At 69.9% G+C, this 26,295-nt stretch carries 20 protein-coding genes; 9 read left to right on the top strand and 11 right to left on the bottom strand.

What is annotated here, in order from left to right; translation table 11 throughout:
• Positions 1 to 19: 19 nt before the first annotated feature.
• Positions 20 to 3,589 carry an endopeptidase gene (locus tag HUA75_RS18565; protein WP_174487172.1) on the bottom strand — a complete coding sequence of 1,190 codons (3,570 nt, stop codon included), beginning with the start codon at positions 3,587 to 3,589 and terminating at the stop codon, positions 20 to 22.
• A 261-nt stretch (positions 3,590 to 3,850) separates the two neighbouring features.
• On the bottom strand, positions 3,851 to 5,347 hold the full coding sequence (locus HUA75_RS18560) for a glycosyltransferase family 39 protein (RefSeq protein ID WP_174487171.1): 1,497 nt from the start codon (positions 5,345 to 5,347) through the stop codon (positions 3,851 to 3,853).
• A gap of 168 nt (positions 5,348 to 5,515) precedes the next feature.
• On the opposite strand from HUA75_RS18560, the gene HUA75_RS18555 reads away from it, so the two are divergent.
• Positions 5,516 to 7,111 (top strand): FGGY-family carbohydrate kinase, encoded by a 1,596-nt coding sequence (locus HUA75_RS18555; protein WP_246136966.1) that lies wholly within the window; start codon positions 5,516 to 5,518, stop codon positions 7,109 to 7,111.
• A gap of 15 nt (positions 7,112 to 7,126) precedes the next feature.
• Positions 7,127 to 8,656 (top strand): aminotransferase class V-fold PLP-dependent enzyme, encoded by a 1,530-nt coding sequence (locus HUA75_RS18550; RefSeq protein WP_174487170.1) that lies wholly within the window; start codon positions 7,127 to 7,129, stop codon positions 8,654 to 8,656.
• 26 nt (positions 8,657 to 8,682) lie between these two features.
• On the opposite strand, the gene HUA75_RS18545 is transcribed toward HUA75_RS18550, so the two are convergent.
• The 5 genes from HUA75_RS18545 to HUA75_RS18525 all read right to left on the bottom strand — a co-directional run bounded on the left by HUA75_RS18545 (position 8,683) and on the right by HUA75_RS18525 (position 13,712).
• Positions 8,683 to 9,819, bottom strand: coding sequence for a hypothetical protein (locus tag HUA75_RS18545; protein WP_174487169.1), 1,137 nt, complete (start codon positions 9,817 to 9,819; stop codon positions 8,683 to 8,685).
• Positions 9,820 to 10,100: 281 nt separating this feature from the next.
• The gene (locus HUA75_RS18540) at positions 10,101 to 10,838 is read right to left on the bottom strand and encodes a dienelactone hydrolase family protein (RefSeq protein ID WP_254627636.1); all 738 of its coding nucleotides are present in this window, start codon (positions 10,836 to 10,838) and stop codon (positions 10,101 to 10,103) included.
• A gap of 30 nt (positions 10,839 to 10,868) precedes the next feature.
• Positions 10,869 to 12,035, bottom strand: coding sequence for an iron-containing alcohol dehydrogenase (locus HUA75_RS18535; RefSeq protein ID WP_174487167.1), 1,167 nt, complete (start codon positions 12,033 to 12,035; stop codon positions 10,869 to 10,871).
• A 1-nt stretch (position 12,036) separates the two neighbouring features.
• Positions 12,037 to 12,354, bottom strand: coding sequence for an antibiotic biosynthesis monooxygenase (locus HUA75_RS18530; protein WP_141640926.1), 318 nt, complete (start codon positions 12,352 to 12,354; stop codon positions 12,037 to 12,039).
• A gap of 92 nt (positions 12,355 to 12,446) precedes the next feature.
• A complete protein-coding gene (locus HUA75_RS18525) occupies positions 12,447 to 13,712 on the bottom strand; it encodes a heparin lyase I family protein (protein ID WP_141640927.1) in 1,266 nt (421 codons plus the stop codon).
• Positions 13,713 to 14,146: 434 nt separating this feature from the next.
• Here HUA75_RS18525 and HUA75_RS47740 point away from each other — a divergent pair, with 434 nt between their 5' ends.
• From HUA75_RS47740 to HUA75_RS18490, 7 genes are all read left to right on the top strand, one after another.
• On the top strand, positions 14,147 to 16,408 hold the full coding sequence (locus tag HUA75_RS47740; RefSeq protein ID WP_174487166.1) for an AAA family ATPase: 2,262 nt from the start codon (positions 14,147 to 14,149) through the stop codon (positions 16,406 to 16,408).
• A gap of 239 nt (positions 16,409 to 16,647) precedes the next feature.
• Complete coding sequence (locus tag HUA75_RS18515) at positions 16,648 to 17,619, top strand: L,D-transpeptidase family protein (protein ID WP_174487165.1); 972 nt, start codon at positions 16,648 to 16,650, stop codon at positions 17,617 to 17,619.
• Between the two features lie 29 nt (positions 17,620 to 17,648).
• A complete protein-coding gene (locus HUA75_RS18510; RefSeq protein WP_141645183.1) occupies positions 17,649 to 18,794 on the top strand; it encodes an LOG family protein in 1,146 nt (381 codons plus the stop codon).
• Between the two features lie 9 nt (positions 18,795 to 18,803).
• Complete coding sequence (locus tag HUA75_RS18505) at positions 18,804 to 19,556, top strand: HAD family hydrolase (protein WP_217443455.1); 753 nt, start codon at positions 18,804 to 18,806, stop codon at positions 19,554 to 19,556.
• Positions 19,547 to 20,341: an STM4013/SEN3800 family hydrolase gene (locus HUA75_RS18500; protein WP_174487164.1), complete on the top strand. Its 795-nt coding sequence runs from the start codon at positions 19,547 to 19,549 to the stop codon at positions 20,339 to 20,341. The genes HUA75_RS18505 and HUA75_RS18500 overlap by 10 nt, the downstream gene beginning before the upstream one ends.
• An 11-nt stretch (positions 20,342 to 20,352) precedes the next feature.
• Positions 20,353 to 21,669 carry an STM4012 family radical SAM protein gene (locus HUA75_RS18495; protein ID WP_174487163.1) on the top strand — a complete coding sequence of 439 codons (1,317 nt, stop codon included), beginning with the start codon at positions 20,353 to 20,355 and terminating at the stop codon, positions 21,667 to 21,669.
• Positions 21,666 to 22,565, top strand: coding sequence for an STM4011 family radical SAM protein (locus tag HUA75_RS18490; RefSeq protein ID WP_174487162.1), 900 nt, complete (start codon positions 21,666 to 21,668; stop codon positions 22,563 to 22,565). Before HUA75_RS18495 ends, HUA75_RS18490 begins: the two co-directional genes overlap by 4 nt.
• A gap of 15 nt (positions 22,566 to 22,580) precedes the next feature.
• Here HUA75_RS18490 and HUA75_RS18485 read toward each other — a convergent pair whose 3' ends face one another.
• From HUA75_RS18485 to HUA75_RS18470, 4 genes are all read right to left on the bottom strand, one after another.
• Entirely contained in the window at positions 22,581 to 23,411 is an 831-nt protein-coding gene (locus HUA75_RS18485; protein ID WP_371746138.1) for a hypothetical protein, read from the bottom strand.
• Complete coding sequence (locus tag HUA75_RS46790) at positions 23,408 to 23,971, bottom strand: hypothetical protein (RefSeq protein WP_254627635.1); 564 nt, start codon at positions 23,969 to 23,971, stop codon at positions 23,408 to 23,410. The genes HUA75_RS18485 and HUA75_RS46790 overlap by 4 nt, the downstream gene beginning before the upstream one ends.
• Positions 23,964 to 24,524, bottom strand: a complete 561-nt coding sequence (locus tag HUA75_RS18475) for a hypothetical protein (protein WP_254627634.1) — start codon at positions 24,522 to 24,524, stop codon at positions 23,964 to 23,966. The genes HUA75_RS46790 and HUA75_RS18475 overlap by 8 nt, the downstream gene beginning before the upstream one ends.
• 158 nt (positions 24,525 to 24,682) lie before the next feature.
• Positions 24,683 to 26,011, bottom strand: a complete 1,329-nt coding sequence (locus HUA75_RS18470; protein ID WP_174487161.1) for a reverse transcriptase family protein — start codon at positions 26,009 to 26,011, stop codon at positions 24,683 to 24,685.
• Between the last annotated feature and the right edge of the window lie 284 nt (positions 26,012 to 26,295).

Genomic DNA, 26,295 nt, shown 5'->3' with positions numbered 1-26,295 from the left:
GGAGGCGTGGCGCCAGGCTTCAGCGGCCCGCGGGGGCCGAGCGGCCCTGCGACGTGACGGACTTGCCGCTGTCCGCCGCGGCCACGGACGTGCCGACCGAGAACACCAGGTCGTCGCGGTCGTTGTAGGAGCCGCTGGTGCACGCGCTCGCCGTCCCGTTGAAGCGGAACTGCGGACGGATGGCGTGCGTGCCCGCCGTGGCACCCAGGTTGAACGTGTGGGTGAAGGTCCTCGCGACACCCCCCGCGGTGCAGGCCACGTTGGTGGTCAGCGCCGTCCAGGACGGAGCCGACGCGTTCGTCGTGTAGTAGAGGTCGAAGAAGTCCGTCGTCCCCCAGCACCACACGGTGACTTCCACCGTCACCTGCTTGCCCGTGGCGAACGCGCCCTGGTCCGTCGTCTTGATGACCACCCGGTCGATGCTCTCGTCGGTGTGGTAGACGCCGGAGACGCCGTCCGCGCACGAGTCGTTGATGGTGTTCGGCTGGTTCTGCTCAATGCCGCCAGACAGCGTGCCGCGGCCGTTGACCAGCGTGGTGCCGGTGTCGCAACCGCACACGTTGCCGCAGGTCGGAGCCTGGAGCGTGGTGTTGAACGTGGCCAGCGCGGGCGTGCAGACCGTGCTGGTGGTGAAGCTCCGCACGGTGCTGTTGGGGCTGGCACCGCAGACATCCGCCGCGCGGGCCCGCCAGTAGTACGTGGTGGCGCTCGTCAGAGCCGGAGTCACCGTCCAGTTGCTGGCCGACAGGGCGGTGCCCGTCCGGACGATGTTGGTGAACGCCGAATCAGAGGCCACTTCGACCACGTAGTTGGCCGCGCTCGGCACGTCGGACCAGTCCAGCGCCGCCGACGTCGCGACGCCCGTGGCGCCGTCCGCCGGAGACGCGAGCGTCGGAGCCGACAGCGTCGTGCAGCCGCGCGTGGTGTAGCTGAACGCGGTGGACCAGGCCCCCACGCCGCCGCACGAGTTGTTCGCCCGCACGCGCCAGTAGTAGGTGGTGTTGACGTTCAGCGCCGGGGACACCGTCCACGTGCTGGAGACCAGCGAGTTGGCCGAGGCCGTCACCGTCGCGAACGTCGGGTCGGTGGACACCTGGACCTCGTAGGTGGAGGCACCCGACACGTCCGCCCAGTCGAGCACCGCGGCCAGCTCCGCGCCGGTGGCACCGTTGCTGGGGGTGGACAGGGTGGCGAGGCCCGGCGCGGTGCAGGCCGGCGTGGCGCACGAGCACGCGCTCGCCGCGCCGTAGCACGCGTTCGAGGACGCGGGGACGATGGAGTAGCAGTACTCGCGGCCGTTGGCGACCTCGGAGTCCGTGTACGTGGTGCCCGTGACGGTGGCGACCTTCGCCTTGCCGAAGTTGCAGCCCATGCCCTCGGTCTTCATCACCCAGTACTCGCTGGCGCCAGCGGAGGCCGTCCAGTTCAGGGCAATCTGACCGTCACCCGGGGTGGCGGTGTGCGTGGGCGCCGCGGTGGGGCCGGCCGAACAACCCGAGTTCACCGGGGGGGTGGTGTTACAGGCGATGTTGTGACGGTTGAACGCGGCGTGGATGGCCGTCATGTGCGGCGTGCCGTCCGCCAGGTTGCCGTTGTCGTCGTCCGCCGCCAGCCACTGCATGTAGCCGTTGGTGGAGCCGCAGCCGTCGGACGTGCCGCCGGTGCAGTTACAGGAGTGCCACGCGCCGACGTTGCCGCTGCCCTGGTAGAACAGCTTGTTGCCGACGATGAACGCCGTGTTGGAGTCGTAGTTGAACGGCGCGCCAGCCAGGTCGATCTTGACCAGGTCCCAGGCGGCCTGACGGGCAGGCGAGGCGGCGCAGTGAACCTGACGGCTGCACGGGCCCGTGCCGGAGCTGCAGTTGGGGCACACGAAGTTCTGCGGGGTGGCCGGGGGCGCGGCCACGCCGCCGTAGGTGGCCGCCTGCCAGTCCGCGTCACGCACGCCGGAGCACCGGGTGTTGCACCACGGCGTGCCGACCTGCGACTCGTTCTGGTTCTGCCCCGTGCCGTCCGGCGTCACACCGCAGCCACGGCTGCCGGTCTGGAAGAAGCCGTAGCCCACGCAGGACGTCTGCAGACGATAGATGGCCGCGATGTCCGCGTAGCCTTCGCTGGAGTTCGACAGCACGCCGTTCGAGTCGAAGTCATCCATGCCATGGCCCCACTCGTGGTCGAACACGGCGCCAATCTCACCGGTGTTCCGGCAGCCACCGCCGCTGCGGTAGAAGTTGACCGACGTGCCGTTCCAGAAGGCGTTGCAGGTGCTGTTGATGTTGACGTTCGCGAGCAGCTGCGTGGACAGCCAGGTGTTGCCCGGCAGGTAGCCGCGGGCCTGCTCGGCCAGCTTGTTCAGCTCGTAGAAGCTGGAGCGCGACGCGGGGGAGTTGCCCGCCTGGCCGGTGATGCAGTCGTGGTCGTTGTTCGCGCCGCCCATGGCGATGTTGCCCGTGGTGGAGCTGACGTTGATCGCGCCGCAGGTGTCCGCCACGCGGACGTAGCGGCCGGACAGCGTGGTGGCGGCGGTGCCAGTGCTATAGGCGAAGATGCCCGCGCCATCCGTGAAGTTGTTGGGCGAGGCCAGGCCCGTGTTCGCCCAGGGCATGGGCGAGTTGGGCTTCATCGTGCCGCACACCGTGTTGTCCACGCAGGTGCCGATGTTCGTGGACGGGTAGATGCCGCCCTGGATCTGCGCGTCGAAGTAGTGGTTGTCGTCCTCGATGGCGAGCGTCTCGCCGGAGTGCGCATCCACCGTCACCTTCCAGCGCTGGTGGGCGTCCGGGTCCTGGAAGCCGTAGGCGTAGACCAGGCGATGCTCGTAGCCGGTCCCCACGGCGCCGGCAAAGGACTCACCCTGGGGCGCCATGGGGGCGACCTCCAGCGTGGGCTGCTGCCAGAGCTGCTGCGGGCTGGCGTTCAGGCCGACGAAGCCGTTGCCCGCGACCAGCGCGTCGTTCGGCGCGAGCGCCGGGCGCGTGTCGATGCCCACGTTGGCCCACGCCTCGGTGCCGATGAGGATGAGGTTGCCGTGGCTGATGGTGGCGGCGATGCGCGCGTGGCGCACCGGAAGGCCGTTGACCACCTGCTGGATGTGGACCTGCCACAGGTTCTCGTTGACCGCCGTGATGCGGGGCGAGCCCAGCTGCATCAGGTCGATGTTGAACGCGGCCTGGTTGTCCGCGATGAACTTGAAGACCAGGTCGCCGATGACGGACTCGTCCACGGCCGCCACGGAGCGGCCAATGGACTCACGCACGCCGTCCAGCGTCACGTTGTTGCGGAAGCCCTTGCCGGGGATGAGGGGAATGGAGCCCTCGATGCCCGACGGGGTGCCGGTGCGAGGGTCGATGTGGACGCGGAAGTCCTTCCCGTTGCGGGCGAAGAAGTCATCCCAGCCCGTGGCCGTGTCCTTGGCCATGGTCCGCATCGCCTGCTCCAGCGGTGTGTTCTGGATGGGCAGGTAGAACTCGGGCTTGTAGAACGCCTTGCTGGCGATGGCGCTCTGCCCCTGTTCGGGGGGTTGCACCGCCCAGCTCGTCGCTGACATGAGCAAGGCAAGACATGCTGCTGACACCTTGGTGTGGCGCATGCGGTTCTCCTCTAAGGGGGTCCCGAGGGGCGGACCCGAGGTGGCTCCAAGACGGAGCCCGCAGACGCCTTACTGATGCCTCACCAAAAAATGAATATGCCTTATTCCCCGGCTACCAATCGAAACTGGATCCCCAGGAAAAACAAGGCCGCGAAGTGTTCACTGGCCGACGCCATAACGCACTGTAAGTAAATCCCGCTATGGCTCTGAGCGCGGAAGTGTGCCACTGCCACCAAAATTTTATTGACAGGGTGTTGCGGGCTAGCGGGGCCAGATGCGCACCCAGTCATCCTGGATGAGCTTGCCGCTGGTCCTGTCCGTGCTTCCGCTGGCCATGAAGCCTCGAGGCGCGCCGAGCGCCAGCGCGCCGGCCTCCACCCACAACAGCAGCAGCAGGGCCACCACGAGTGCGGGCACGCGCGTGGCCAGTGCGGGGCGGCGCGCGGTGAGGACGACGAGGGGAAGCAGCAGCAGCGGAACCAGTGCGGGGAAGATGGTGAGCAGGCCGCGCGTGTAGCCGAAGAAGGCGACGGTGATGAGCGCGCGGTGCAGGACGACCAGCGTGAGCAGGCTGAGTTCGCGCCAGGGGCGGGTGAGGGACAGCGCGGCGCCCGCGACGAGCAGCACGAGCAGCGGCCACTTCAGCCACGTGCCCTCGGGGACGAAGAGGTCCACCGGGGCGCGCGCGCCGCTCAGGCCGGAGGGGAGGTTGGAGGCGCCCAGCCCCAGGCTCAGGCCGTCCAGCCAGCGCGACAGCTTGGTGCTCCAGAGGCGCGCGGCGTCCGCGGGGTGCTCGCGCATCCACTCCAGGCCCACCGCATAGCCATGCAGCAAGAGCTTTCGCTGCGCGGGATTGGCCACGTCCAGGTGGCCTTCCTGGCCGAGCTGATTGACGGAGTCCGGAGTGAAGCCGCCGGTGGCGCGCGCGTGGTTCGCCATGGCGAAGTTGATGGGGCCATAGGCGGTGACGGGCGCGAGCACCGGCAGCGGCTCCAGCGTCGGCGTGTTCGCGTTCAGCTCTCCGAGCACCTTCGCGTTGCGCACGGCCCACGGCGCGAGCACCAGTCCACAGACGAGCACCGCGGCGCCCCAGCGGCTGGCGAGCGCGGGCAGCGGCGTCGAGCCCCGGTAGAGCCAGGCCCACGCGAGCAGGAAGGGCCACAGGTAGAGGTGCTCGGCGCGGGTGAGCGAGCCCAGGCCCATGACGAGGCCCAGGAGCGCGGCGCCGCCCCAGGTCGGCCCTGCCTTGTGCCGCAGGACGAGCGCGAGCGTGGCGGACAGGAAGAAGGCGTAGAGGACCTCGTTGCTGTACGTCGTGGAGAGCACCAGCCAGCCGAAGCTGGAGGCGAAGAGGGCCGCGCCCACCAGACTCCACGCGGTGCCCAGCAGCTTGCGCCACCAGGCCCAGGACAGCGCCACCGTGGCCGCGCTCAGCGCGGCGAGGCACAGCTTGTATGGATAGGCATTGCCCTGGGGCTCCCCCAGCACGCGGTACAGCACTCCGAGGAGCCAGGGGAACAGGGGCGGATGGTAGGGCAGGGTGGCGGGGCCTTCCGTGCCGCGCACGTGCTCCAGCGCGTACGTGTGGAAGAAGCGCGCGTCCCCGTAGAAGAAGATGGAGAAGGGCCACGCGCGGTCCGGCGCGGACTGCAGATACAGCCAGCGCAGCAGCAGGCTGAGCGTGAAGGTCACCGAGAGACCGAGCGCCACCGGGTGCCGTTGCCACAGCTCCCGCGCGCTGACGAAGAACCGGCGCATGCCACCCCCAGGAATCGGCGCAGGCTAGCACCTCGGGCGCGCGCGGGGCCCGGGCGTTCAGAAAAGCGCCCTTGCCGTGAGTTGTGGATGGCGGGATGCGCGACGCGCTTTCTAGAGTCCCGGCGCCGCGGCGTTGGCGGCATCACGCAGTCCGGCTCGGAGGGCCGAGTGTCCCAAGCAGGCGAGAAGTCCATCCTGGCCATCGACCTGGGCACCTCGGCCGTGAAGCTGGCCGTCGTCACCCTTCGCGGAAGGATTCTCGGCGGCGAGGTGGAGCCGCTGGCGCTCGACCTCCTGCCCGACGGAGGCGCGGAGCAGGACCCGGAGGCGTGGTGGAGCGCCGTCGTCCGGGGCACGCGTCGCCTGCTGGCCTCGGGGCGGGTGGCCGCGCGCGACATCGTCAGCGTCAACTGCAGCTCCCAGTGGTCCGGCACGGTGGCCGTGGATGCGCAAGGCAAGCCCCTGCGACCGGCGCTCATCTGGATGGACTCGCGCGGCGCCCCCCACGTCCGGCGCGTGGCCGGGGGGCTCATTCCCATCGAAGGCTACGGCGCGGCGCGGCTGTTGACGTGGATTCGCCTGACGGGCGGGGTGCCCAGCCTCTCCGGCAAGGACCCGGTGGGCCACATCCTCTACCTCCAGGCCGAGCACCCCGACATCTACCGCGACGCCTACAAGTTCCTGGAGCCCAAGGACTGGCTCAACCTGCGGCTGAGCGGACGCTTCGCGGCGTCGTTCGACTCCATCACCCTGCACTGGGTGACGGACAACCGCGCGCTGAACCGCATCGTCTACGACGAGCGGCTCTTGAAGATGGTGGGCCTGCACCGCGACAAGCTGCCGGACCTGGTGCCCGCGGCGAGCGTGCTGGGGCCGCTGAGCGCCCGGGCCGCGAACGAGCTGGGGCTGAGCGAAGACGTGCGCGTGGTGACGGGCGCGCCGGACATCCTCGCGGCGGCGGTGGGCTCCGGCGCGGTGAGAGACCACGAGGCGCACCTGTGCGTGGGCACGTCGTCCTGGCTGTGCTGCCACGTGCCCTACAAGAAGTCGGACCTGTTCCATCAGATGGCCTCCGTCCCCTCCGCGCTGCCGGGGCGCTATCTGCTGGCCAACGAGCAGGAGTCCGCCGGCATCTGCCTCACCTTCCTCAAGGACAACATCCTGTATGGCCAGGGGGGCGGGCCCGGAGCGGAAGAGGACTCCGCGGAGGTGTACCGGTTGATGGAGCGCGAGGCGGGGAAGGTGCCCGCGGGCAGCGACAAGCTCATCTTCATGCCCTGGCTCAACGGGGAGCGGAGCCCCGTGGATGACAAGTCGCTGCGCGGGGGCTTCTTCAACCAATCCCTCAAGACGACCCGTGCGCACCTGGTGCGGGCGGTGATGGAGGGTGTGGCCTACAACTCGCGCTGGCTGTTCACCTACGTGGAGCAGTTCGTCGGCCGGAGGCTGGACTCGCTGCGCATCATCGGTGGCGGCGCCAGGTCCGCGCTGTGGTGTCAGATTCACGCGGACGTGTTGGACCGGGTGATTCAGCAGGTGGACGAGCCGGTGCTCGCCAACGCGCGCGGGGCCGCGTTCCAGGCGGCGGTGGCGCTGGGCGAGCTGACGGTGGAGGAGATTCCGTCGCTCGTTCCCATCGCTCGCACCTTCGAGCCCGACCCGGCGAACCGGGCGATGTACGACGAGTTGTTCCGCGAGTTCGTCAATCTCTACAAGAGCAACAAGGCCATCTTCGCGCGCCTCAATCGCGCCCGGAGCGCCTGACGCCAAGGAGTGAAGATGGCCCTGCCAGACCCGAAGTCGCTCAAGCTGCTGAACCACGTCCCGCCCCGGTTGTTGTCGGCGGCCGAGCGCTACCTCAAGGCCGTGCCGCTGGTGCGGGACTTGTTGTCGAAGGAGACCGACACGCTGCTGTCCGAGCTGGAGGGGAGCCTCAAGCCCTACCGGGGGAAGATGACGGCCTTCGGGCGCCTGCCGGTGACGGGCCGCTCTCGCGAGGAGGTGCTGCGCGAGCTCCAGGCGCTGGAGGCTCAGGAGGAGGAGCGCTGGCGGGAGGGCAAGGTGTCCGGTGCCGTCTACAACGGTGACCAGGAGCACATCGACTTCCTCAACCGCGTCTACGCCCTGCACTCGCAGAGCAACCCGCTGCACGCGGACCTGTGGCCCAGCGCCACCAAGTTCGAGGCGGAGGTCGTGGCCATGGCGGCGAGCATGCTGGGCTCCGATGCCGCCAACGCGGGCCGCGTGCCCGACGAGCACGTCTGCGGCTCCATGTCCTCGGGTGGCACCGAGAGCATCATGCTCGCGGTGAAGACGTACCGGGACTGGGCCCGGGAGACGAAGGGAATCACGAAGCCGGAGATGGTGGCGCCCTCCAGCGCGCACCCGGCCTTCGACAAGGCGGCGCACTACTTCGGCGTGAAGATGGTGCGCGTGCCGGTGGGGCCGGACTACCGCGCGGACGTGGCGGCGACGCGCAAGGCCCTCAACCGCAACACCATCCTCCTCATCGGCTCCGCGCCGGGCTTTCCCCACGGCGTCATCGACCCCATCTCCGAGCTGTCGGAGCTGGCGCGCAAGAAGCGCCTGGGCTTCCACACGGACGCGTGCCTGGGCGGCTTCGTGCTGCCCTTCGCGCGCGCGCTGGGGCGTCAGGTGCCGCCCTTCGACTTCCGGCTGCCGGGCGTGACGTCCATGTCCGTGGACACGCACAAGTTCGGGTACGCGGCGAAGGGCTCGTCGGTGGTGCTGTACCGGGGCACGGCGCTGCGCTCGCACCAGTACTTCACGGCCACCGAGTGGCCCGGGGGCATCTACTTCTCGCCCACCTTCTCCGGCAGCCGCCCCGGCGCCCTCATCGCCGTGGCCTGGGCGTCGCTGGTGAGCATGGGCGAGCAGGGCTACATGGAGGCCACGCGCCGCATCCTGGAGACGGCGGACACCCTGAAGCAGGGCATCCGCTCCGTCCCCGAGCTGCACGTGCTGGGAGACCCGCTGTTCGTCATCGCCTTCGGCTCGCAGACGCTGGACATCTTCAAGGTGATGGAGCGGATGGGCGAGCGCGGGTGGAGCCTCAACGGACTGCACAAGCCCGCGGCCGTGCACCTCTGCGTCACCCTGCGGCACGCGCAGCCGGGCGTGGCCGAGCGCTTCCTCGCGGACCTGCGCGAGGCGGTGGAGCACGTGAAGGCCCACCCGGGCGAGAAGGGGACGATGGCGCCCGTCTACGGCATGGCGGCCGCCGTCCCCTTCAGGGGCCTGGTGAGCGACTTGCTCAAGAAGTACATGGACCTGCTCTACAAGGTCTGAGCGTCCGGCCCTCCGCCGCGCGGCCTTCAGTGCGGTCGCGCGGCCCACTCCCATGTCGTGCCCTGGTGCAGCGCCGCGTAGATGTCATCGCGCAGGACGTTGCACTCGTCATGCGTCAGCGTGCGCTCCAACGCGCGCAGCACCACCCGCAGCAGCACGTTCTTCTGGTCCGGACGGAGGGCCAGGCGCTTCACTGCGCCGGGAGGGAGCGCGGAGTACGGAGTCTCCGTCACCACCTCCACGCTCTCCACCAGCTCCGCCCGCTCGCCGAGCGCGGCGCGCACCGCGTCCCCCAGCTCCTCGGACGTCCGGCCTTCGTCGATGACGAGCGACATGTCCCTGCGCACCGCCGGCATCAGCGACACCGGACGGTAGGGTTCCAGGTCCAACAACTGGGCGGAGATGCGCGCGTCCGTGGAGCGCAAGAGCCGGATGTCATCCAGGCCCTTGCGCAACATCAGGATGCGGTCCAACCCCAGGCCCATGGCGAGCCCGGTGACGGGGCCCGCCTCCAGGCCGCTCTCCGCGAGCAGCGCTGGCAGCGCCAGGCCGCACTCGCCAATCTCCACCCACTCCTCGCCCTCGCGAACATCCACCTGGAGCCCGTCCGTCGTGTACGGATGCACGGCGTCGGTGAGCCGCACCTCGCGCCCGGGCAGCAGCGCGCCCACCACGGTGTGAATCATCTGTCGCAGGTCCGCGGAGGTGAGGGGCGGTCCTCGTCGCACGCGCCAGAGGTCCATCTGGTGCGGCTCGCCGGTGTGCAACCGGTCGATGCAGTCGCGGCGGTAGACGAGGCCCGGACAGGCCAACAGCACGTCCTCGGGTGGGGACGCCGCCAGCTTGCGCAGCACGGCCGGAATCATGGCGGACGTCTGTGAGCGCAAGAGGGCCGTGTCACAGACATACCGCGTGTAGCGCGCGTCCCGGGCCACTCCTCCCGGTGGATAGTGGAGCCGGTCGTAGTTGTCGGCGATGGAGACGACGGGGCTTTGTCGGTGGATGAGGACGTCGCAGCCCCAGGCGGAGCGCAGGGCGTCCAGCGCGGAGGCCACCAGCCGTTGCAGGGCATGCGGGCCGGAAGCAGGGTCGGTCAGGTCACGAACGGAGAGCGCGCGCCGAAGCTCCTCGGCGCTGAGGATGGAGACGGAAGGGGACGACATGGAAACCTCTCGGAAGCGGTGGAAACGCAGGGTCTCCGGCACGCCGAGCGAGAAGTCCGCCAGGCGCCGCCGGCCTCGGATGCCCCCCCGGCGGCTTCGGGTGGGCGTCGCGCCTGACGGCGTTTCACCAACGAGAGGTTCGTGCGCTCAGTGCGGCACGCCCTCCCGACACCCAAAGGGAGCCGGGGGGCTGCTAAATCGACGAGCACTGACGACCAGAACCATGTCGCTACGAATAACGCCGGCCGCTTTCAAATGCAAGCCAGGGCCCTGACACGTCCTCAGGTCGAGAGGGTGCGGCCGAATACGTCGAACAGCTCGCGCCAGTGTTGCTCGGCGGCGTCCTTGTCGTAGGTGGCGGAGCCGTCCACCGCATAGCCGTGTCGGGCGCCGACGCGGAGTCGGGACTGGTGTCGGACGCCCGCGTTCTTCAGTGCCGTCTCCAGCCGAAGGATTGCGTCGGCCGGCATGGAGCTGTCCTGGTCCGCGTGGCCGAACACGAGCTCGCCGCGAACGTCACCCACGCGCAGGTGGGCGCTGTCCGGGGACTCCGTCGCCAGCCGGCCTCCATGGTTGGACACCGCCGCGGCGATGGTGTCCGGAAAGTCCGCGGCCAGGCGCACGGCGATGGAGCCACTCATGCAGTAGCCGGCCACGCCGACCTTGGGGCCCCGCACCTGGGGCAGTCGCGAGAGGAAGTCGAGCTGTGCCGCGCCGTCGTCGCGCAGCCGCTCCGGCGTCAGGGTCGCGATGAGCGCGTAGATGCGCTTGCGGAACGCCTCGTCCGCGAAAGTGCCGTTCAGGTCGAGGCTCGCGGCGCGGCCCTCGCGGTAGAAGACGTTCGGCAGCAGGACGACGTAGCCGCCGTCCGCAAGTCGTTGGGCCATGTGCTCGAAGGCGGGGCGGATGCCCATCGCGTCCGTCAGCAGGATGACGGCGGGCCACGGGCCGCGTCCCTCCGGCTGGAACAGCTTCGCGTCCATCGCTCCATCACGGGTCTGAAGCTCGATGTCTTCCATGGGCATACCTCGAAGGTGTGGGGCGGCTCGCTACAGGGACCGGGTGGCGATCTCCGTCAGCTCCGCCTCGGTGAGCGTCAACGGATTGGCCTTCATGCTGCTGGCGGCGCGCGCTTTCGTCACCAACTCTGGCAGTCGCGCGGGCGTCAGTCCGTAGGTGGCGAGGCCGGGAATCTGGAACTCGGCGCGCAGCGTCTCCACCCACGCGAGGGCGTCCTCCTCGCGAGCATCGGGCCGGCCGGTGAGCATCGCGGCCAGCTCACGGAAGCGGAGCAGGGAGGGGTGCTCCGGTGCGCGAGCGCGAAGGGCGCGCAGGTTGACGTCGAGCACGGCGGGAAGCAGGGCCGCGCAGACGGCGCCATGGGGTGCGTCGAACATGCCGCCCACTGGCGCCGCGAAGCCGTGCACCGCGCCCAGCCCGGAGTTCGCCAGGCACAGGCCGCCGAAGAGGCTGGCCAGCGCCAGGTCCTCGCGCGCCTCCGCGTCCGGCTCCGTCAGGACGGCTCGACGCAGCGAGCGCGCGGAGCGGCGCAGGCCCTCGCGTGCCAGGGCGTCGGTGAGGGGGTTGGCGCGCGCGGAGAGGAAGGGCTCGATGAGCTGGGACAGCGCATCCATGCCGCTGGAGGCCAGGACGGCGGGCGGCGCGCCGATGAGCAGGTCCGGGTCCACGAGCGCCACGCGCGGCAGCAGCTGTGGCCCGCGCAGGCTCGCCTTCACCTGGGCCTGCTTCGAGCCCAGCACCGCGTTGCGCGTCACCTCCGAACCGGTGCCCGCCGTGGTGGGAATGGCCACGAAGGGCAGCGACGCCTGGGTGAGCGGCTGGCCCCGCCCGATGACCTCCAGATAGTCGAGAGGATCTCCCCCCTGTGTCGCCAGCGCGGCGAGCGCCTTGCCCGCGTCGAGCGCGCTGCCTCCGCCCATCGCCACGACGACGTCACAGCGCGCCTCCCCGAGGACGCCCAGGCCCTGGCGCACGAGCTCCACCGTGGGCTCGCCCTCCACGGCGAACGACTCCACGGCGAGGCCGAGCGCCTCCAGCGACGCCTTCAGGCCGCGCGCTCGCGCGGGGGCCTTCCCGGTGACGAGCAACACCCGCTGACCGCCGAGCGAGCGCACCATTTCGGGGGCCTCGGACAGCCGGCCCGGGCCGAAGACGATGCGTGTCGCGGTGGCGAACTCGAAGGCCGTGGGACTCACGTCACCACCCGGCGTCTTCGGGGAACAGGTTGACGAACTTCCGGCTGGCGCGCGGCTCCGCCATCATCGGCGCCACGGTGTCGCGCCAGGTGAGGTAGTGGGCCGTCTCCTTGTGTTCGGCGGGAGCCTGGGCCGTCCGGTAGACCTCCACGAGCACGAAGCGCGTCGCGTCGTCGGCGTCCTGGATGACGTCGAAGCGGGCGATGCCGGGCTCCTGGGCGCTCGCTCGCGCGTTGGCGAGGGTGGCTTCGCGGAAGGCGTCCACGTGCTCCGGCTTGACGTGGACCTGGACATGGACGACGCGCAGGCTGTTGGGCATGTCCGGAAACTACTCCGGGCCGAGGCCGCGTGGGGACGCGACCCCGGCCCGGATGAGGGCACGGTGTGGGGTGCCGTACAGCCGTGGCGTGCCTACGGGGCCTTGATGACCGCCGTGGGGTTGAGCACGTCCTCGAGCTTCCGGGCCATCAGCCAGCCGTCGTGGTAGACGATGCCCGTCTGGGTGATGGTGTCATTCCGGTACAGGCCAATCTTCAGGTAGTTGACCTGGCCCGAGTACTGGGTCGCGATGTAGCGCTTGGGCATCACCAGCTTGCCGTCGAGGTACAGCTCCACGAAGCCCACCTTCGAGTCCGCGGACCAGCGCACGTGGAAGATGAAGTCCATCCACTTGCCGCGCGTCAGCGGGGCGCGCCAGACGATGGTGCCCGGGTTGCCGCCGATGTTGAGGCGGACCTCGTTGCCGTAGACGTAGAACTCCACCGGAGGTGAGCCGCCCACGGTGTCGCTCTCCTGGTGCCACTGGGTGAAGAGCTGCCACGTGTTCACGTTGGGGAACGTGGAGTCGAACATCGTGCTCCAGCGGTAGTAGTACTCCGAGCCCGACGGCTCGCGCGTCATCCGCACCAGCTCGTTGCGGTTGCCGCTGGAGTTGATGGGGTCGTCGCCCCGCTTCACCGTGGCCTTGAGCGCGTAGCCACCCTGGCGCTTCGGCGAGGACACCATCGCCAGCCGGTCCGCGCTCACCATCTGCGCTCGCGTCCACTGGCTGATGTTGTTCGTCTCGAAGTCACCCACCCACACCACGCTGCTGCCCGTGGGGGGAGGCGTCGTCGGGGGCGGCGTCGTGGTCGTGGCGGAGCAGGCCCGCGCCTCGGCGATGGACGCCCAGTCGTTCATGGTGTTGCCCATGAAGGTGATGCGCACGCGGCGCGCGGAGACCTTGCTGAACGAGTACGTCTCCGCGGAGGACGACTTTCTGCTCGTGCCGCTGTACACCTGCGTATACGTGTAGCCATCCGGCGAGACGGACACCGTGAAGGTGTTGGCCCGCGTGGTGCCTTCGTGCCAGGCGATGGTGACGCCGGAGATGGACTTGCTGGCGCCCAGGTCGTAGTCGATCCAGCCACCCTTGCCGAGATAGCTCCAGCGGGTGCCCAGCTTGTCGTCCATCGTGTTGGCCGGCACGTTGCCGTCATGACCCTTGGCGATGACGGACGCGGCCGTGAGCTGCGTACAGCCCGTGGCCGTCAGCGCGGCGGCGGAGACGGACGTGGCGTACTCCGTGGCATCCAGCCCGGCGGGGGCCTCGCCCAGCTCGGTGACGTCGTCCTGGGGACCACAAGCGGTGGCGCTCAGGCCGAGCAGTGCTCCAGCCAGCAGAAGAGACTTCTTCATGTAGGGACCTCTGGGGATTCAAAAACAGACAGACGGGGAGTGTGTCCTGCGGCCATCTCACGACGGGCCGGTTCCTGGTTTCAGCTGGGGGGGTTCTCCAAGGTCACGGCGGGGGTTCGCCGCGTTGCGACGGAGACAACCATCGACCAAATTTATTTCGTATTCAACAGTTCTCGACACGCCTGCCTGCCCCCCAAGAAACGGGGCGGGGCATACTGCGGGTGAGAGCTGGGGCGGTGGGGTTGGAAACGTCTGTCATTGTTGGTGGATCGGTGCGGATTGTGAGGGTTTGAGCGCACCGCCAGAAGCGCCGAGGAGGCGTGCGGTGGCTTGGAGGGCAGGCCCACAGGCGAATTCAATACACACGCACAACCCCTGGGCGCGAGGGGCGCGGGGGGCCGGGAGCGTTAGAGGTTCGGGCTCTGGAGGTGCTCATGACCTCGTCTTCGGGCGTGTGCCTGGCCTGCGGGACACGACTTTCCCCTGGCCTGTCCACCTGCCCGCGCGTGTCGTCACGGGTGCCCCTGGCTGAAGGGGTTCGCCGGTGGGGGACGGGGGCCTGTCAGCCGCCGCTCGTGGGGCGGACCGCGCTGCTGGAGCGGCTGAAGTGGTGCGCCGAGGAGGCCCGCAGGGGGCTGGGGCGCGCCGTCTGGCTGGTGGGCGCGGAGGGCATGGGCAAGTCGCGCCTGAAGGACGCGCTGGTGGAGTCGCTCACGGCCAATCGCTTCGAGGTCTGGGAGGGCAGTGGCCTGGCGCTGCCGGGGACTCCCGCGGGGCCCTTGCTGGAGCTGCTCGAGGCGACGCGGGGCCTGCGGCCCGTGGCGGGCGTGGGGAGGATGTCGAGCGCGGAGGCGGAGCGCGTCGCGCACTTCCTGGAGGGCCGCGAGTGGCAGGGCATCCCCGCGAGCCTCTCTTCGGAGAGCATCGCGCTGTTCGATGCGCTCTGCCACGCGCTGCTGCCGCACCGGGGACCGCGCATCCTCATCCTGGAGGACTGGCAGCACGCGGACCCGCTCAGTCGGGCGCTCGTCGAGGTGCTGGTGTCGCGCTTGGCACATGCGCCGGTGCTCGTGCTCGTGCTGAAGCGCACGGGCGGCCCGGGGCTCGTGCCGCCGACCGCGGAGATGCTGGAGGTGGGCCTGCTCAATCCGGAGGATGCCCAGGCGCTGGTCGCGACGCGACTGCGTCCGGGCTGGCCCAGGGACGCGTTGCTCCACGTCGGCGCGGGCCATCCGCTGCACCTGCTGCATGCGCTCGCGTTCCACGAGGAGCACCCGCTGGTGCCCCTTCCTTCGTCGGGCCCGGCGGTGCTGGCCGCGCGCCACGAGGCGTTGTCACCCACCCGGCGCGAAGCGCTGCACGTGAGCGCCGTGTTGGGGCCCTGTTTTCCCCGGTCGGTACTGGGGGCGCTCGTCGGTGGCTTCGGAGCGCTCGCGGGGTTGGAGGCGGGGGGCTGGCTGAGGCCCGTCTCGGGGGGGCGGTACGCGGTGGGGGCTCGGCCACCAGGGCCGCCTGAGGTGACTTCGTCGGACGCGGAGGGGCTGGCGCTGCATCGGCGCGCGGCGGAGGCGTACGAGGCCCTGCCCGCGGAGTCGCGGCGGCGGGCCTGCGCGGAGGTGGTGCGCCACTGGCTCGCGGCGAAGGTGCCCCAGCGCGCGCTGCCTCACCTGCTGGAGGTCGCCGCATGGAACCTCGCGGCGTTGGAGCCGGCGGCGGCGCTGGGGGTGTACCGCGTCGCGCTGGACGTCGCCGCGTCGCTGTCGCTGGACGCCGCACGCCAGTGGTCCCGTGTGCTGTGGGAGCGAATCGGGGACGCGCATCGGCTGGCGGGAGAGCGAGCGGAGGCCGAGTCCGCCTGGCGCATCGCCATCTCGCTCGAGGATCCTCGCGCGGTGCTGGCGACGCCCGAGCACCTCCATTGTCTTCGCAAGCTGGCCGCGGTGGTGCTGTCGCTGGAGCGCTACGAGGAAGTGGTGTCGCTGGGGCAGGCCGTGGGGGAGCTCGCGGCGGGCCCGGACGCGCTGGTCTGTACGGCCTCGTTGGACGCGCTGTGTGCGCTCGCGCTGTGTGGGCTGGGGCGCTTCGAGGAGGCGGAGGCGCGCCTGGCGAGTGCTCGGGCGAGGTTGCTCCAGGCGCCGTACCAGGAGGGGCCGGGGCGGGCGAGTGTGGAGGCGGCGCTGCACCGGGCCATGGGGACGCTGCTGATGGGGCAGGGGCGTCCCGGACAGGCGACGGCGGAGTACGCGGCGGTGCTGCGCTGGACGGAGCGCGCGGGGGACACGTGGGAGCACTCCACTGCCCTGTTCAACCTGGGGGATGCCTATGCGCGCGCGGGAGACAGGGAGCGGGCGGTGCACTACTTCCAGCTCGCGCTCGACTTGAAGGCGCGCATGGGGGACCGGGGAGGGATGGCGTACACCCACCATGGGCTCGCGCTCCTGCACAGCCAGGCGGATGCTCCCGAGCTGGCGAAGGAGGACGCGGTGCGAGGCCTCCAACTCGCGGGGATGCTCGGGGACCGGAAGCTGAAGTCACTGCTGCGCTGTGCGCTGGGGCGGGCCCACCTGCGACTGGGAGAGCGCGAGGAGGCTGCGAGGCAGCTCCAACTCGCCGCCCAGGACGCCGCCGCCGCCAATGCCCGACCGGAGCTGCTCCAGGCCCAGGCCGCGCTTCGCGCACTGGAGGCGCGGCGCTGAGCCCGTGAGCTGGCGAGGAGGCTCGCGGGGAGGAACGTGGGCGGCAACAACGGAAGGCCCTCCACGCGCCGAGAGTCCATCGCGAGCGACGTCCACGGCGCCGCGCCGCGAGAAACGCGCGAGTGGATGGCGCGGTCTCCAAGGGTCGAGAGTCCCCCGCGAGTGACGTCCACCTCGCCGCCCTGGAAGAAACGCAGGAGTTGACGGAACGGTCCGCGAGCGCCGAGTGTCCACCGCGAGTGACTTCCGCCGCGCCGCGCTCCTGGTTCCCGTTGCTGTGCCTCGCCTGGGTGGGCCTTGCCCAGGTCGCGACCGCCTCCACCCCGGATGTCTTCGAGTCGTATCTTCGGCCCGAGCACGCGGCGGCGGAGGGCTTCGCGCCGTGGCCAGACGTCGCGCGCGCCAGGCCGGGCAGCGACGTGCGAGCACTGGCCCGGGGTCGCGTGGTGTCCGTCGGCTCACGAGGTGACAGTGTCACGCTGGAACATCTGTATCACGAGAACCATGAGCTGCTTCGTGCCCGCTCGGAGTACGCGGGGCTGAAGTCCGTGGCGCTTCGTCCCGGCGCGCTCGTCACGAAGGGGCAGGTGCTCGGCCAGGTGGGCGCGTCCGAGCGGCTCACCGTGTCGCTGCACACCGGCCGCCTCCTGTCCGCCGACGAGTCCCGGCGCTTCACCGCCGAGCATTCCCGCCTGCCACAACCCGCGAGCGAGCCGGTGCTGGTGCTCATCTCCCACGCGCGGAATCAGCTCCGGCTCTACGAGCGCGGTGTCGAGCGGGCCCGCGTGGAGGTGGGGTTTGGCCAGGAAACGGGGCCCAAGCAGCAGCGAGGAGACAACCGCACGCCCGTCGGCATGTACTTCATCGTCCAGACGCTGCGCGGGGACATCCCCGGGCCCTACGCCGCGTTCTACGGCGGCCACTGGCTGCGGGTGAACTACCCGAACCCGTGGGACGCGAGCCGGGGTGTGAAGCAGGGCTGGCTCACCGCGAAGACGCGCGAGCGAATCGTCCGGGCCTGGGAGGCCCGCGAGGCGACGGACGCCACCACTCGACTGGGAAGCGGCATCGGCTTTCACGGGTGGGCAGGGGAGTGGTCCCTGGAGGAGAGCGGAGGTCGGCTGTCCTGGGGCTGTGTCGTGTTCCACCCCCGCGATATCGCCGCGCTGTATGAGCGAATGCCGCAGGGCACCATGGTTGTCCTCTTCTAGCCGGCCCCGAGGCATGGAATCCTTCGCGGGTGATTGAGCTAGAGACTCCCGAGGCCTTCGAGCGGCACCTTCGCGATGGCAGCAGCCTGGCCAACGTCGTCATCCAGGGACTGGACCTGCGGCGCTACACGCGCGAGCTGAGCACCGCGGCGCTCGCCGGGACGGTGTTCCTGGGGTGCGAGCTGGAGAAGGACGCCCTGCAGGCCGCGCTCGCACATGGGGCGCTCGTCTTCCCCCCCATCACCGGCGTGCCGTACCAGCCCTACCGGGGCGGCCTCTACTCTCCCGAGGAGCTGTACGCCGGCTTCGACCCGATGCGCCCGGAGACGTACGAGGACACGCTCGACGCACGCATCTATCGCCACTGGGAGGCTCACGGCCGTGGCACGCCTCCCACGCTCTTGGAGACGCTCGCGCAGCGACTGCATGACCACGCTGTCACGGACGCGATGGAGGACCTGCTCGCCGCCTCCGGGCCGTCCCGGAAGGTGGTGGCCATCATGGGCGGACACTCCATGAAGCGCGGCCAGCCCGACTACCGCGAGGTGGCGATGCTGGCCCGGGAGCTGACGCGCGCGGGCTTCTTCCTCGTCAGCGGCGGCGGTCCGGGAGCGATGGAGGCCACTCACCTGGGTGCCTGGTTCGCGGTGCGTTCGGGGGCCGAACTCGACGGCGCGCTCGCCATCCTCTCCAAGGCCCCCAGCTACACGGACCGGGATTGGCTGGGCCGGGCCTTCCAGGTGCGCGAGGCCTTTCCGCTGGAGCCCAAGGATGTCTTCGCCTGCTCCAGCCTGGGCATCCCCACGTGGCACTATGGCCACGAGCCGCCCAACCCCTTCGCCACGCACATCGCCAAGTACTTCGCCAACAGCGTGCGCGAGGACGGGCTGCTCACCATCGCCCGAGGGGGAATCGTCTACGCGCCCGGCAGCGCCGGCACCATCCAGGAAATCTTCCAGGATGCCTGCCAGAACCACTACAACAGCGTGGGCGTCATCAGTCCGATGATCTTCCTGGGCCGCGAGTTCTGGACGCGGACGCGCCCCGTCTATCCCCTGCTGGCGCAGCTCGCGCAGGGACAGGAGTACGCGCGGCACCTGCTGCTGACGGACTCCCGGGAAGAAGTCCTCGGGGCGCTGCTGGACTACGACCGCGCCTCGCGCATCGCGAGCTGAGACGCCGACATGGGACGCAAGCGCCACTACGAGGACAAGAAGTGGATGAACAAGCCGAAGGCCTTTGGGAAGTACGGGCCCGTGCGGCCGAAGGCCCTCTTCTTCGACGTCGATGACACCCTGGTCGACCGCGAGGCCGCGTTCGGGCGCTACTTCGAGCGCTTCATGGCCCGGTTCCCCGAGGTGTTTCCCGAGCACCGTCGCGCCGAGGACCTCGCCACGCTCCGGACCTTCGACGAGCGGGGAGGCCGCGACAGGGAGGCCTTCTGCGCCGACGTGACGAAGACGTTCGAGACGGGGCTCGACGCGAAGGCGCTCTGGGCGGACTTCCAGTTGAACCTCGCGGACTTCGTGGTGGGCGACCCGAAGCTGGCGGTCTGGCTCAGGGAGCTGTCGAAGCGCCAGCCCGTCGTCGTGGTCTCCAATGGCTTCTCCGGCACTCAGCGCAGGAAGCTGCTTCACGCGGACCTCTACCACTCCGTTCCAGAGGGCTTCTATTCGAGCGAGGTGGGCGTGGAGAAGCCGGACCCGGCCATCTTCAAGGCGGCGCTGGCGCACGTGAATCGCGAGCCGTCGGAGGTCCTCCACATCGGGGATGACCCGGTGCGGGACATCGTCGGCGCCACGCGGATGGGGTTCGCCACGTGCTGGGTCTCCCATGGACGGGAGTGGCCCGCAGCGCTGGCGCCGCCGACCTTCACGGTGGAGCGCATCACCTCGCGACACGAGGCTCTCGTGGAAGTGCTCTCGCAATGGACATGAACACGGTGGTCGGCTCGCACGACCTGCTCTTCATCACCCTGGACACCCTGCGCCACGACGTGGCGACACGCCTGGCCACCGAGGGGCGCATTCCCCACCTCGCCGCGCTGATGCCGGGAGGACAGTGGGAGGAGCGCCATTCGCCCGCGAGCTTCACGTACGCCGCGCACCACGCGTTCTTCGCCGGCTTCCTGCCCACCCCCGCGCGCCCAGGCAGGCACTCGCGGCTGTTCTCCATGCGCTTCGAGGGCAGTGAGACGACGGGGCAGGGCACCTGTGTGCTCGACGCGCCGGACCTCGTCACGGGCCTGTCGGCGCGCGGCTACCACACCGTGTGCATCGGCGGCGTGGGCTTCTTCAACAAGCTCAACCCCCTGGGCAACGTGCTGCCGGGCCTCTTCGCGGAGAGCCACTGGGGCCCCGAGTTGGGGGTGCGCGAGCCTCGCTCCACCGAGCACCAGGTGTCCCTGGCCGTCGAGCGCCTGGAGGCTCTTCCTCGCCAGCAGCGCGTATTCCTCTTCCTCAACGTCTCCGCGCTGCACCAGCCCAACCGCCACTACCTGGCCGGGGCCTCCGAGGATTCCGTCGCGTCCCACGCGGCAGCCCTGGAATACGTGGACAGTCAGCTTCCACCCCTGTTCGCCGCATTGCGGCGCCGGGGGCCGGCTTTCTGCATTGTCTGTTCGGACCACGGCACGGCCTACGGCGAGGACGGCTATAACGGTCATCGCGTGGGTCACCCCGTCGTCTGGACGGTGCCCTACGCCGAGTTCACCCTGTCGTGAGAGTCCTCACCATGACGCGCCTGGAGCAGATGCTGGGAGAGACGCCTTACGTGGCGTACCTCTATGGCTACCCGCACAAGACGGCCTACCGGCCCTTCACGCCAGCGCTCTCGCTGGAGTCGGTGTGGGCCGAGGAGCGGCGCGATGCCCTGTTCCTCTACTTCCACGTCCCCTTCTGCGAGATGCGCTGTGGCTTCTGCAATCTCTTCACGGCGGCGGGGCCGAAGCAGGACGTGGTGGACGGCTACCTCGGGGCGCTGGAGCGCGAGGCGCACCGGGTGAAGGCGGCGCTGGGCCCGGCGAGCTTCGCGCGGCTCGCGGTGGGCGGAGGGACGCCCACGCTGCTGGACGTCGCGGGGCTGCATCGCGTCTTCGACCTGGCGGAGAAGGTGCTGGGCGCGGACCCGCACCACATCCCCGTTTCGGTGGAGGTGTCGCCGGAGACGGTGGACGCGGAGAAGCTGCGGGCGCTGCGTTCGCGGGGCACGGACCGGGTGAGCATCGGCGTGCAGAGCTTCATCGAGGCGGAGGTGGCCGCGGTGAAGCGGCCCCAGCAGACGGCGCAGGTGGAGGCGGCGTTGGACCTCATCCGCTCCACGGGGTTTCCGACGCTGAACCTGGACCTCATCTACGGCATGGAGGGCCAGACGGTGGAGACGTTCCTGTACTCCATCCGGCAGGCGCTGCGCTTCACGCCCGAGGAGATCTACCTCTATCCGCTCTACGTGCGTCCGCTGACGTTCCTGGGGAAGAAGGCGCGTGCGTGGGATGACCTGCGAATCGCGCTGTATCGCGCGGGCCGGGAGTTCCTGCTGGCGCAGGGCTACACCCAGGTGTCCATGCGCATGTTCCGCGCGAGCCATGCGCCGGACGCGGGGGGCCCGGTATACCGCTGCCAGGAGGACGGCATGGTGGGGCTGGGGTGCGGGGCGCGCTCGTACACGGGACAGGTGCACTACTCGTCGGAGTACGCCGTCGGCTCGCGCGAGGTGCGCTCCATCATCGCGTCGTACAGCGCGCGCACGGCGGAGTCCTTTGGCGAAGTGGGGTATGGCTTCCGCCTCGACGGTGAGGAGCGGCGGCGGCGGTACATGCTGTTGTCGCTGCTGGCGGAGGGCGTGGACTTCGCGACGTACCACGAGCAGTTCTGCACCGACGTGCTGGAGGACTTCCCGGAGCTGCTGGAGCTGGAGGCGCACGGGCTGGCGCGGCGGGACGGTCAGGCGCTGCGGCTCACGCCCTCGGGGGTGGAGCTCTCGGATTTGATTGGCCCCTGGCTGCACTCGACGGGGGTTCGTGAGCTGTCACAGGAGTACTCCTGGCGATGAAGCTCACCGTGCTCTACCGAGGGCCGCTGTCGAGCTGTAACTACGGCTGCGAGTACTGTCCTTTCGGCAAGTGGAAGCACACCGACGAGGAACTCGCGAAGGACCGCGCGGACCTGGAGCGGTTCCTGGCGTGGGTGGAGGCGCGCACGGGAGACACGGTGTCCGTGTTCTTCACGCCGTGGGGCGAGGCGCTCATCTGGCCCTGGTATCAGCAGGCGCTGGCGCGGCTGACGCATCTGCCGCATGTGGAGCGCGTGGCGGCGCAGACGAACCTGTCGTGCAAGCTGGACTGGGTGAAGGACTGCCGCGCGGAGAAGCTCGGCATCTGGGCGACGTACCATCCGGAGTGGATGAAGCGCCGTCGCTTCGTGGCGCAGTGCGAGGCGCTGACTGCGCTGGGTGTCCGGCACAGCGCGGGCATGGTGGGGTTCCTGCGCTTCGCCGAGGAGGCGGAGGCGCTGCGCCGTGAGCTGTCCGACGCCACGTACCTGTGGATCAACGCGGTGAAGGACGGTCAGGAGGAGCCGTACTCACCCGAGGACGTGGCGCGCTTCACGGCCGTGGACCCGTTGTTTCCCGTGAACAACGTGCGGCATCCCAGCCTGGGCCGCGCGTGCCGGGGAGGGGAGTCGGTCATCTCCGTGGATGGGGAGGGCACGGCGCGCCGGTGTCACTTCATCGATGAGCCGATTGGGAACATCTACGCTCCGGACTTCGACCAGGCGCTGAGGCCTCGGCCGTGCGCGAAGACGACGTGCGGGTGTCACATCGGCTACGTGCACATGGACTATCTGGAGCTGGACCGGGTCTTCGGCTCCGGCATCCTGGAGCGGGTGCCGGTGAAGCCCCTGTGGCGGCGGCAGGACGTGGCCCCGCGGGTCTCGCCGCGCGAGTAGAGCGGATTACCGAGGTCAGGTCGCGAGGGGACGGGATTCCGGTGCGTCCTCCGCGCCCGAGGCCGACTCCATCCGCGTCACCTCTTGGCGAAGGTGCTCCAGCCATTCCAGGAGCCGTGCTTCCGGGAGGTGGTGTGAGCGGCTCTTCCAGAGGGCTCGCTCCAGTCCGTGAGGTGGCCGCAGGCGGGCTCGCAGGGCCTTGTGGACGTGAGGCTCGGGATAGGCACGCAGGAAGGCCACCGCCAACGGGAGGGCCTGCTCCCGAGTCGCGCGTCCGCCCAGGTCGAGCAGGAAGACGAACAGGTCATCCGCGTGGCGCTCGGCGGTGTCGAGGTGCGCGTCGTGTTCGGTCTCGAAGTCGATGAGCCACGCGCGCTGTCCGGCCTCGTCATAGAGGAGGTTCTTCAGGTGGGCATCGCCGTGGGACCACGGGCGCGAGGCGTGGGGCGGCGTCAGACCATGTGCTCGATGCAGCTCGAGCGCGGCGGCCTCGACGATGGTTTGGGTGAGTCGGCCTTGCGCGAGCAGTCGGTCGAGGCGCTCACCAGGAAGGGCTTCCAGTGCGACGGCGCTGCCCCCGCGTGCCTCGGCGGCGCGGTCCGGGTGGAGGAGCGCGAAGGAGTCCAGCTCCCAGTCCCGCCATCGTTTCGCCGAGGGAAACATCCGGATGTGGCTGCGAGACAGGCGCAGGAAGACATTGCCCGCGGCTATCACCGCGCCCATGCCGGGTCGGCGTTGCTTGTGCCAGAGGGAGACTTCCGGTCGGACCTCCAGGGCCACGGTGTTGACGCGCACGGCGTCCATCGCGATGGCGAGGCCGCGACTCCAGAGCTCCGTGAGCTTCACGCTCGCAGGTCCTCGTACCAGTGGACCACCGCGAGACAGCCCAGGCACCAGCAGCGGACCCAGCCGCGACCGACCAGCCCCCCGAGGAGCATCACTCCCGCCAGCATGAGCACCGTACCCACGGCGCCCGGAGTACCGCCTGCCCGGCGAAGCAATGCGCGTCCGCTGCGCCAGGGGTGCTCGGCGCCATCCATCAGCAGGGGGAAGAGGAAGAGTCCCTGGACCTCGGCGGCGTAGAACGCGAGCACCGCGAGCACGAAGCCGAGCGCGTGCGGCAGTCCGAGGACGACGGCGAGCCCCCAGCAACCGAGGGCCGCGAGGAGTGCACCGCCGTACTTGAGCGCGCCCCACCTGCCCGCGTGTGGCAAGTCGGCGAGGACGGGCCGTCCACGAACCTGGGCGAGTGCCTGTGCCATCCACGTCGCGCTGCTGGCGAAGCCCCCACGCCACGCTCCTCGGGCCTCGTGGGCGAGCGTCGAGCCCGGCGCGTCGTAGAGGTGGGCGGCGCGTGTCAGCAGCTCGGTGCCGCGTCGCCATGGGGAGCGCGGGCGGTCAGCCATGAAGGCCCTCGCGGACGAAGCTGAAGTGCGCCCAGGCGAGGAACGCGGTCGCATGGCCGCCGAGCAGGGTCCGATGCAGCAGGGCCTCCCAGGCGTCGCACCGCCGACGGTGGAAGACGAACTCGTCGTAGCAGATGAGGACCACCGTCCCGATGAGGACGATGAGCACGGGCAGCAGGAACGCGAGCGGGCGGCGTGCCACCGAGGCGGCGCACATCAGCAGGAAGAGCGGGAAGCCGCCACCCGCCAGGGCGAGGAACTCCGCGCGGTGCTCGTTGGGGCCGACCCGCAGCTGGGCCACGCGGTGGTATCGCCAGTCCGCGACCCCCGCCACCGTCGCTGTCGTGCCGGCGAGGGCCACCACCCAGAGCTCCCAGGGGTAGCGCAGGGGCTCGGTGAGCCAGGAGAAGCGCGGCTGGCTCGACACGAGCGCCAGCGCCACCGCGAAGAGCGTGCCGGGCGCGAGCGAGGCCAGCAGGTTCGCGGCGTCGCGCAGTCGTGCCAGGGGGGCACGTGGCTGGAGGACGGTGAGCTGGGAGGCTGCGTTGGCCATGGCGGACCGCCGGGTGCACGGCGACGCCTCAAGAGCGCCGACGCCCGCGATTCTCGGCCCAAAGCATGCGGAGACGCCAGGAACAGCCACGGACCGCCGAAGCAGGCCCGCTCTTCATGGGGCGTTGCATCCCTGGGGTGATTCAAGAACCGGGGGCCTCACTCCCACGCAATCTGCTCGAAGATCGCGCGAAGCCTGGCTCCCCGAGTGGGGTTGAGCTGAGAGACCCAGGCCACCCGGCCGAGCAGGTGCGCGCGGAACTCGGGATGGCTCCCGGTGTTCTGGCTCGCGGGCCCTCGAGTGCGGCACAGGTGAAGGATGGCCTTCAGTCGGTCGTAGTCCGCCCGAGGCACGGAAGGGTGCTCATTGACCACCACACCCGCCAGTCGTTGCTGGCGACCCCGGCGCATCACGCGAGTCTTCTCGGTGCGCACCGTGAAGCCCTCCTCCCGGACGATTCGCGCCACGCATCGCAGCAGTCGGCCGGTGCTCCGCGCCAGGGCCTCGCCTCCCGAGAACGCAAGGTCGTCCGCGTAGCGCGTGTAGCGGGCCCCCAGCGCCGAGGCGAGCGCCGACAGACGAACATCCAGTCGGTATGCGGCGAGATTGGCGAGGGCAGGTGACGTAGGTGCGCCCTGGGCGAGGTGCCGGGACTCGAGCCTTCGTGCCAGTCGCCAGCGAGCGGTGAGCGCTTCTCCATCCGTCGACCGACGGGCCTGCTCCAGCACTCCGCTGGGCGTTCGGGTCGTGCAAAGCCCCGCGAGGGTCGTGGCCACGTCGTCGGGATAACCCGCGGCGCGGAACACCCCCCAGACGCGCGCTGGCTTCACGGAGAGGAAGAAGTCCTCCAGGTCCACGCGCACCACGACGGCCTGCCCCACGTGGGGCTCTGCGAAGCCGCGGACGCCTCGGCCCGCGACGAACCCGTATGCGGCCTCATGGGGCGGAATGACATCCAGGATGCCGTGCAGCACCTTGCGTTGGAGCCGCGAGAGGTCCAGCCCGGGTTGCTCCAGGAGGCGCTCACCGCCGCTGCGCTTCGGAATCCAGGTGTAGCGGTAGCGCCGCCACTGCCCTGGCGGAGTGATGCGCTCGAGTCCGCGCGCATCCGCGAGCCATCCCAACTGCGCGTCGGTCATCCCGAGCCAGCCTGTGAGCTCCGCCTGGGTTGGGAGTGACGGAACGGGCCACGGTTGGCGGCCCATTTCCGGCTCGGTGGCGACCCAGTGGAGAATCTTCACGGGAGCGTGGGGATTGCCGCAGGCCCGCTGAAGGGCGGGACGCGTGGCGAGAATCTCCGCGAGCAGTTCGAAGCGGGCGTGCGGTGGCCGAGGGAAGAACCGTCGTGTGCTCCGTACGACCGAGAGGAGCCACGGCGTCCGGCCACCGATGACTTCGGCTCCGCGTTCGACGAGTCCCGCGGTCGTCCAGGGCCCGGAGAGGAAGGCGGATGCGAGCGCATTCGCCACGGCGATCCGTTTGCTCATGCCTCACTCGTGCGCCATGCGGCGGTTGGGACCCACCTGTCCCGTCTGGCGTGGCCCGCACTGCGGCTCGCCGCAGTCCCGGCCTCGCGTGGGGCTGTGCTCCTCGAAATCATTCCCCGGGGGTACCCCGGAGAGGCAGCGGACCGTGTCACCACGGACCGTCTACCCGCTGGGTATCCAAGCCGCCGCATGGCAGATGGCACCCTACAAGTCCCAGTGGTGCGGGGGAAGCGCGTTATCGCGCAGCTTTCCAACCCGAATGCATCACTTGGGTGGTGGCGTGC

The sequence above is a fragment of the Myxococcus sp. CA040A genome (assembly GCF_013336725.1).
Taxonomy (GTDB): Bacteria; Myxococcota; Myxococcia; order Myxococcales; family Myxococcaceae; genus Myxococcus; species Myxococcus llanfairpwllgwyngyllgogerychwyrndrobwllllantysiliogogogochensis.
Note: the sequence above shows the minus strand (reverse complement) of the source record. Positions and strands in the feature narration are given on the sequence as shown.